This window comes from Planktothricoides sp. SR001 (assembly GCF_001276715.1).
Taxonomy (GTDB): Bacteria; Cyanobacteriota; Cyanobacteriia; order Cyanobacteriales; family Laspinemataceae; genus Planktothricoides; species Planktothricoides raciborskii.
Genome location: NZ_LIUQ01000081.1, coordinates 15,371 through 20,644, shown reverse-complemented (window position 1 = coordinate 20,644; position 5,274 = coordinate 15,371). Strand labels below are relative to the sequence as shown.

At 42.9% G+C, this 5,274-nt stretch carries 10 protein-coding genes; 7 read left to right on the top strand and 3 right to left on the bottom strand.

Going from position 1 to position 5,274, the window contains the following annotated elements; genetic code table 11:
- From AM228_RS26990 to AM228_RS26980, 4 genes are all read left to right on the top strand, one after another.
- Positions 1–737: pentapeptide repeat-containing protein (locus AM228_RS26990; protein WP_197285427.1), on the top strand; the 737-nt coding region annotated here is incomplete at its 5' end.
- 255 nt (positions 738–992) lie between these two features.
- Positions 993–1,127 carry a hypothetical protein gene (locus tag AM228_RS36490; protein ID WP_255353280.1) on the top strand — a complete coding sequence of 45 codons (135 nt, stop codon included), beginning with the start codon at positions 993–995 and terminating at the stop codon, positions 1,125–1,127.
- A 234-nt stretch (positions 1,128–1,361) separates the two neighbouring features.
- On the top strand, positions 1,362–1,589 hold the full coding sequence (locus AM228_RS26985; RefSeq protein WP_054470004.1) for a DUF4160 domain-containing protein: 228 nt from the start codon (positions 1,362–1,364) through the stop codon (positions 1,587–1,589).
- 9 nt (positions 1,590–1,598) lie between these two features.
- The gene (locus tag AM228_RS26980; RefSeq protein ID WP_054470003.1) at positions 1,599–1,886 is read left to right on the top strand and encodes a DUF2442 domain-containing protein; all 288 of its coding nucleotides are present in this window, start codon (positions 1,599–1,601) and stop codon (positions 1,884–1,886) included.
- Here AM228_RS26980 and AM228_RS36485 read toward each other — a convergent pair.
- The 3 genes from AM228_RS36485 to AM228_RS26970 form a co-directional block, all read right to left on the bottom strand.
- The gene (locus AM228_RS36485; RefSeq protein WP_255353279.1) at positions 1,873–2,004 is read right to left on the bottom strand and encodes a hypothetical protein; all 132 of its coding nucleotides are present in this window, start codon (positions 2,002–2,004) and stop codon (positions 1,873–1,875) included. The two genes, AM228_RS26980 and AM228_RS36485, sit on opposite strands and share 14 nt — an antisense overlap.
- 68 nt (positions 2,005–2,072) lie before the next feature.
- Positions 2,073–2,306 (bottom strand): type II toxin-antitoxin system RelE/ParE family toxin, encoded by a 234-nt coding sequence (locus AM228_RS26975; RefSeq protein ID WP_199317316.1) that lies wholly within the window; start codon positions 2,304–2,306, stop codon positions 2,073–2,075.
- Positions 2,307–2,373: 67 nt separating this feature from the next.
- Positions 2,374–2,652, bottom strand: a complete 279-nt coding sequence (locus AM228_RS26970; protein ID WP_054470001.1) for a hypothetical protein — start codon at positions 2,650–2,652, stop codon at positions 2,374–2,376.
- 586 nt (positions 2,653–3,238) lie between these two features.
- Between AM228_RS26970 and AM228_RS26960 the strand changes: the two genes are divergently transcribed.
- From AM228_RS26960 to AM228_RS34625, 3 genes are all read left to right on the top strand, one after another.
- Positions 3,239–3,919 (top strand): YqiA/YcfP family alpha/beta fold hydrolase, encoded by a 681-nt coding sequence (locus AM228_RS26960; RefSeq protein WP_054469999.1) that lies wholly within the window; start codon positions 3,239–3,241, stop codon positions 3,917–3,919.
- Between the two features lie 43 nt (positions 3,920–3,962).
- Entirely contained in the window at positions 3,963–4,988 is a 1,026-nt protein-coding gene (locus AM228_RS26955; RefSeq protein WP_054469998.1) for a hypothetical protein, read from the top strand.
- A 60-nt stretch (positions 4,989–5,048) separates the two neighbouring features.
- On the top strand, positions 5,049–5,274 hold a 226-nt coding region (locus tag AM228_RS34625), incomplete at its 3' end, for a hypothetical protein (protein WP_054469997.1).

The following is a 5,274-nucleotide window of genomic DNA, read 5'->3' as shown; positions in this document are numbered from 1 at the left end:
ATGCTAATCTGAGTCAGGCTAATCTGAGTGAGGCTGACCTGAGTGAGGCTAACCTGAGTAAGGCTAATCTGAGTAATGCTAATCTGAGTAATGCTGACCTGAGTAATGCTGACCTGAGTAATGCTGACCTGAGTGGGGCTAACTTAAAAAAGGCTAAACTGAGTGAGGCTAATTTGAGCAATGCTGACCTGAGTGGGTTTAATCTGAGTCAGGCTAACTTGAGTGGAGCTAACCTGTGTGGGGCTAACTTAAAAAAGGCTAACCTAAGTGAAGCTAATCTGAGTAAGGCTAATCTGAGTGAAACTGATCTAAGTGAACTAAGTGAAACTGATCTGAGTTGGGTTAACTTGAGTGGGGCTAACCTGAGTAAGGCTAATTTGAGTAAAACCGATTTGCGTAATGCTAATTTGAGCAAGACTGACTTAAGTGAGACTCGTTTGAATTGGGCTGACTTGAGAAAAGCTAATCTGAGTGAGGCTGACTTAAGAGGGGCTAATCTGAGTAAAACTGACTTAAGAGAGGCTGACCTGAGTAATGCTGACCTGACTGAGGCTGATTTAACAAAAGCTGATTTAAAAGGGGCTAATCTTGAAAATGCCACAGTTACTCAAGCCCGATTTGGATCTAACAAAGGTATTGATGAAGCGCTAAAAACTGCTCTCCTTGAAAAAGATGCAATCTTTGGTATTGATGAAGCGCTAGAAACTGCTCTCCTTAAAAAAAGATGCAATCTTTGAAGATGTTTAACGTTCGCTTAATCCACCATTTCCATTATTATTCACATGGTTTGTTAGGAAGTAAACCGCTTTTCAGATAACTGCCGCAGTCAAGCCTTATTGGACAAACCCGACAACCAGATTGAAGCGTGCTTGCCTGACGGCATAGCGAAAGCTTACCGCACACAGAAAAAGGGCGATCGCGAAGCGTCCCGGAGGGAATCGCCTCCCTGAACTCAGAAACCGGGTTTTTTTTTGGTTCCACGGTAGGGGCGAATGGCCATTCGCCCCTACATATTCACAACAGAAACCCGGTTTCTTTGCTTCGAGGGACAGAAACCTGGTTTCTTTGCTTGGGACAAAAAAGCGCGATCGCACACAGAAAAAGCGCGATCGCTTTTTAATTACTGATTAATAAACTTCTCTTTCTCCCCAGAAACCGGGTTTCTTGCGTTAACCTTGGCGAAAAACCCCAAATAAAATAGAAACCCGGTTTCTTTTTGTTTCTTGAGTTAACCGCCCCCCCAAAAAATGGTGCGTTACGGCTGGAATAAACATTAATTGTTTATGTCAAATTTTGTCGCCAGCCTAACACACCCTACATTTTGCCGTGTGCGTTACGGCTGGAATAAACGTTAATTGTTTATGTCAAATTTTGTCGCCATGTTCTTTGGCGATCATTCTCCCCCTCATTTTCACGCTATTTATGGTGAGTATAATGCGTTAATCAGTATTGAGTCTCTAGAAGTTATTGAAGGAGATTTACCAGGACGTGCCGAAAAAATGGTGCTAGAATGGGCAAAATTGTACCAGAAAGAACTACTCCAGATTTGGAATAGCCAAGAATTTATTAAGCTGCCACCTTTAAAATGATTTAATTTTATGAAGCCGCCTCGGATTATTTCTGCTAAAGTTATTCAAGATTATAGTTTGCTGGTTAAGTTTAGTAATGGAGAAATCCGGCAATACGATGTTTCTAGGTTGTTAGACAATCATACATTTGCTCGGTTAAGAAATCCTACATTTTTTAAGAATTTTCAAGTTGAACCGGGGGGATATGCTCTAGTTTGGAATGAGGATATTGATATTAGTGAATACGAACTTTGGCACAATGGCATCTGTGTTGCAGATGAAGATTTTGCTGGTGATCTTGAGCCTATCCATTCTTAAAAAGGGCTAGATCCCACACAGAAAAAGCGCGATCGCGAAGCGTCCCGGAGGGAATCGCTTCCCCTGAACTCAGAAACCGGGTTTCTTTTTTGGTTCCACGGTAGGGGCGAATGGCCATTCGCCCCTACATATTCACAACAGAAACCCGGTTATTTCGGGGACAAAAAAGCGATCGCTTTTCATCAGTCACTTTTCCTGAAAAATATCCGACAAATTTCGATAACCACTAATCACGCGCACAATTTCAATGCCGTCTTCAATTACCTGATAAAAAATAATATAACCCATTAATGGAATCCCTCGTAGATTCTGACTAAATTGAGAGTAAGAACGTCCCAAATAGGGAAACCGGGCTAACTGCTGACATTTTTTGTTAAAACCCTCAACAAAAAGCTCTCCAGCTTCGACATTTTTCTCCAGAAAGTAACTAGAAATTTCTTCTAAATCCCTACAGCAACCGTGATGAGAAAACGGTTCATGCCTGTACCTATGAAGCTAATTTAACTTTTTCTCTCAATCGAGCAATCACTGCTTCTCCATCCAAAGACTCTCCGCGTTTTGACTGCTCTAATCCTTCCTCTATTTTCTGGCGCGTTTGTGCCAGCCAAGCTAAGTATTCTGGATTTTCTGTTGACTCATTGAATGAATTTTCATCGGTGAGAAGTATTAATGCGGTATTTATAGCAGCTTCCAATGAAGGATACCGACCTTGTTGTACTAATCGTTCCAGGACTTGCGTTTGTTCTTGACTTAATGTAATTTGCATCACGGTTATCTCCTTTTTCTAAAGTCCTATCAATTGTTCAGGCATATCTATATTGGTATTATAAGGGTTTTGAGTTCGATCGGGCTTTGGGGAGGAAAGTTGATTCTCGCGCCTCCCGTCTTCCCAAAAAAAGGATTCCCTCACCCGATCTGCGCGATCGGCCCCTCTCCCAGACCCCAGAAACCGGGTAATTAACGTTAACCTTTGCGAAAAACCCCAAATAAAATAGAAACCCGGTTTCTTAATAAAACTGTAGGGTGTGTTAGGCTGGCGAAAAAATTTGACATAAACAATTAACCTTTATTCCAGCCGTAACGCACCTTTTGCCAGCTTTTGCCAAACACCCAAAATAAAATAAAAACCCGGTTTGTTTTATTTTTTGGGTTAACTTTTGCACCCAAAAAATATGATGCGTTACGGCTGGAATAGCAGTTAATTGTTTACAAAAAAGTTTCCGCGAACACACCCTACATTTTGCTGTGGTGCGTTACGGCTGGAATAGAAGTTAATTGCTGACAAAAAAGTTTCCGCGAACACACCCTACATTTTGCTAAAATATATCTTATGTTTATCTTGCTTAAGGATTATGGGACGGGATAAGTATATTTATCTACATGGGTTTGCTTCTTCTCCCCACGGGGGAAAAGCGGAGTATTTCCGCCAAGGATTTGGCCAATTGTCAATTAACCTACAAACTCCTGATTTGAATCAAGGGGATTTTTTCAATCTTACCTTAACCAGACAATTAAATTTCATTAAAGCCGAATATTTTGATAAAATATCTATCTCAGACACAACAGAGAAAACTCTCACTAGCTTACCAGAAATTACCTTAATTGGTTCTAGTTTTGGCGGATTGACTTCAGCAATTTTGGCTCAAGGAAACTTTAAAGTAAAACGCTTAGTTTTACTAGCCCCCGCTTTCCAATTTCACCGACATTTATCTCGCTTGTTGGGAGAGGCAGCCATGCAGCAATGGCAAAGGGATGGATTTGGGCTATTTCCCCATTACGGAGAAAACCGGGATTTGCCACTCAGCTATCAATTTTGGGTTGATTTACTCCAGTATCAAAATGAACAGTTTTCTAGAGAAATTCCTACTTTAATTTTTCATGGGATTCACGATGAGGTGATTCCCATTGAGTCGAGTCGATCTTTTGCCAGCGATCGCCCCTGGGTAAAACTGCAAGAACTCGACAGCGATCATGGGTTGACTAATGTTTTGCCACAGATTTGGCAAGGGATTCAAGACTTTTGTCAAATTTAATGATTTCCTAACAAAGTAATTGAGCTTTTCAGGATAACTGACAATGAAAAAAAGTGTATTTTTGTTAACTATAATATCAGCGATCGCCCTTAGTCTAATTCCGGCAATTCCGGCAGCTTCTCAAAGTCAGCAAGAATCAGAATTCATCCCCTTGGTTTCGCAATTTTCCGCTGAAGCGGATAATATAACAGAAACGATGCCGCAAACCGAATTCCCAGAGGCGATCGCCCAGGAATCGCCGGATGTTCCAGTTCCCGTCCCCGTCCCAGAACCGGGAACACCGCGACGACGTTCCACATTACATCGGCAAAGCGGTTCAGAGGATGTATTTCGACCCCAAAGAGTGCCTTTGCGTTCTCAAAGTATCCAAAGAGAACAACGAAAACCCCCGGCAGCATCCCCAGGGGTGAGTATTATGAACCCCTCTGGTTATGGGTCGTCTTGGGGCAGGGCAGGATTTGGGTTAGGAGTCCAAGAACGCACCCGGTTTACGGAAGACGCGGATGGGGTGATGGGATTTGGGATTGGATTTGGTAATCCCGTCAAAACCGTTGGAGTTAGTTTGGGCATTACGGCAACTGATTTATGGGGAGATGCGTTTCAGGATGGTACGGTCAGCGTGAAATTACATCGGCGCCTACCTTACGATCTGAGTGTCGCTGCGGGAGTCCAAGGGGCAATCCGTTGGGGGGAAACCGACGGAGGGCGATCGCTTTATGGGGTGGTGACGAAACGGTTTATTTTCGATCCCGATCCTTCGGAGTTGTTTAATCAGCTTCATGTATCTCTGGGAGTCGGTAGCGGTCAATTTCGCACCGAAGATCAGATTAATAATGATGAAGGAACCGTGGGGGTATTTGGTTCAATGGCCCTGCGGATTAATCAACCCATCAGCGCGATCGCGGAATGGACTGGTCAAGACATGACCGTGGGTCTTTCCATTGCCCCATTTAAAAATATTCCCGTAGTCATTTCTCCTGCCTTAACGGATATTACTGGAAGTGCTGGAGATGGCACGCGATTTATTTTAGGAATTGGTTATGGGTTTTCTTTGCCCACAAACTTCTAAATAGCCGATTTTCAAGTCCCGATTTTTAAGTCCCTATTTTCCAAGGTGAAATATCTACCAATGAATCAACGTTTTTTTCAAATATTTCAGATATTATTAGCGATCGCCTGGGTTTTAATTGTGGCAAAACCTGGGATAACTCAATCTGGTAATCAGTCCGGTATTACTGGGCCGAACACAGACGCGATCGTCCCGGTTGCCCCACCCCCTTCAGATAATCAGCCGGTATTGCCTTCTTCTCTACCAGGTTCAGAAGATTCGAGCCAACCTGCACCCACAGAACAAC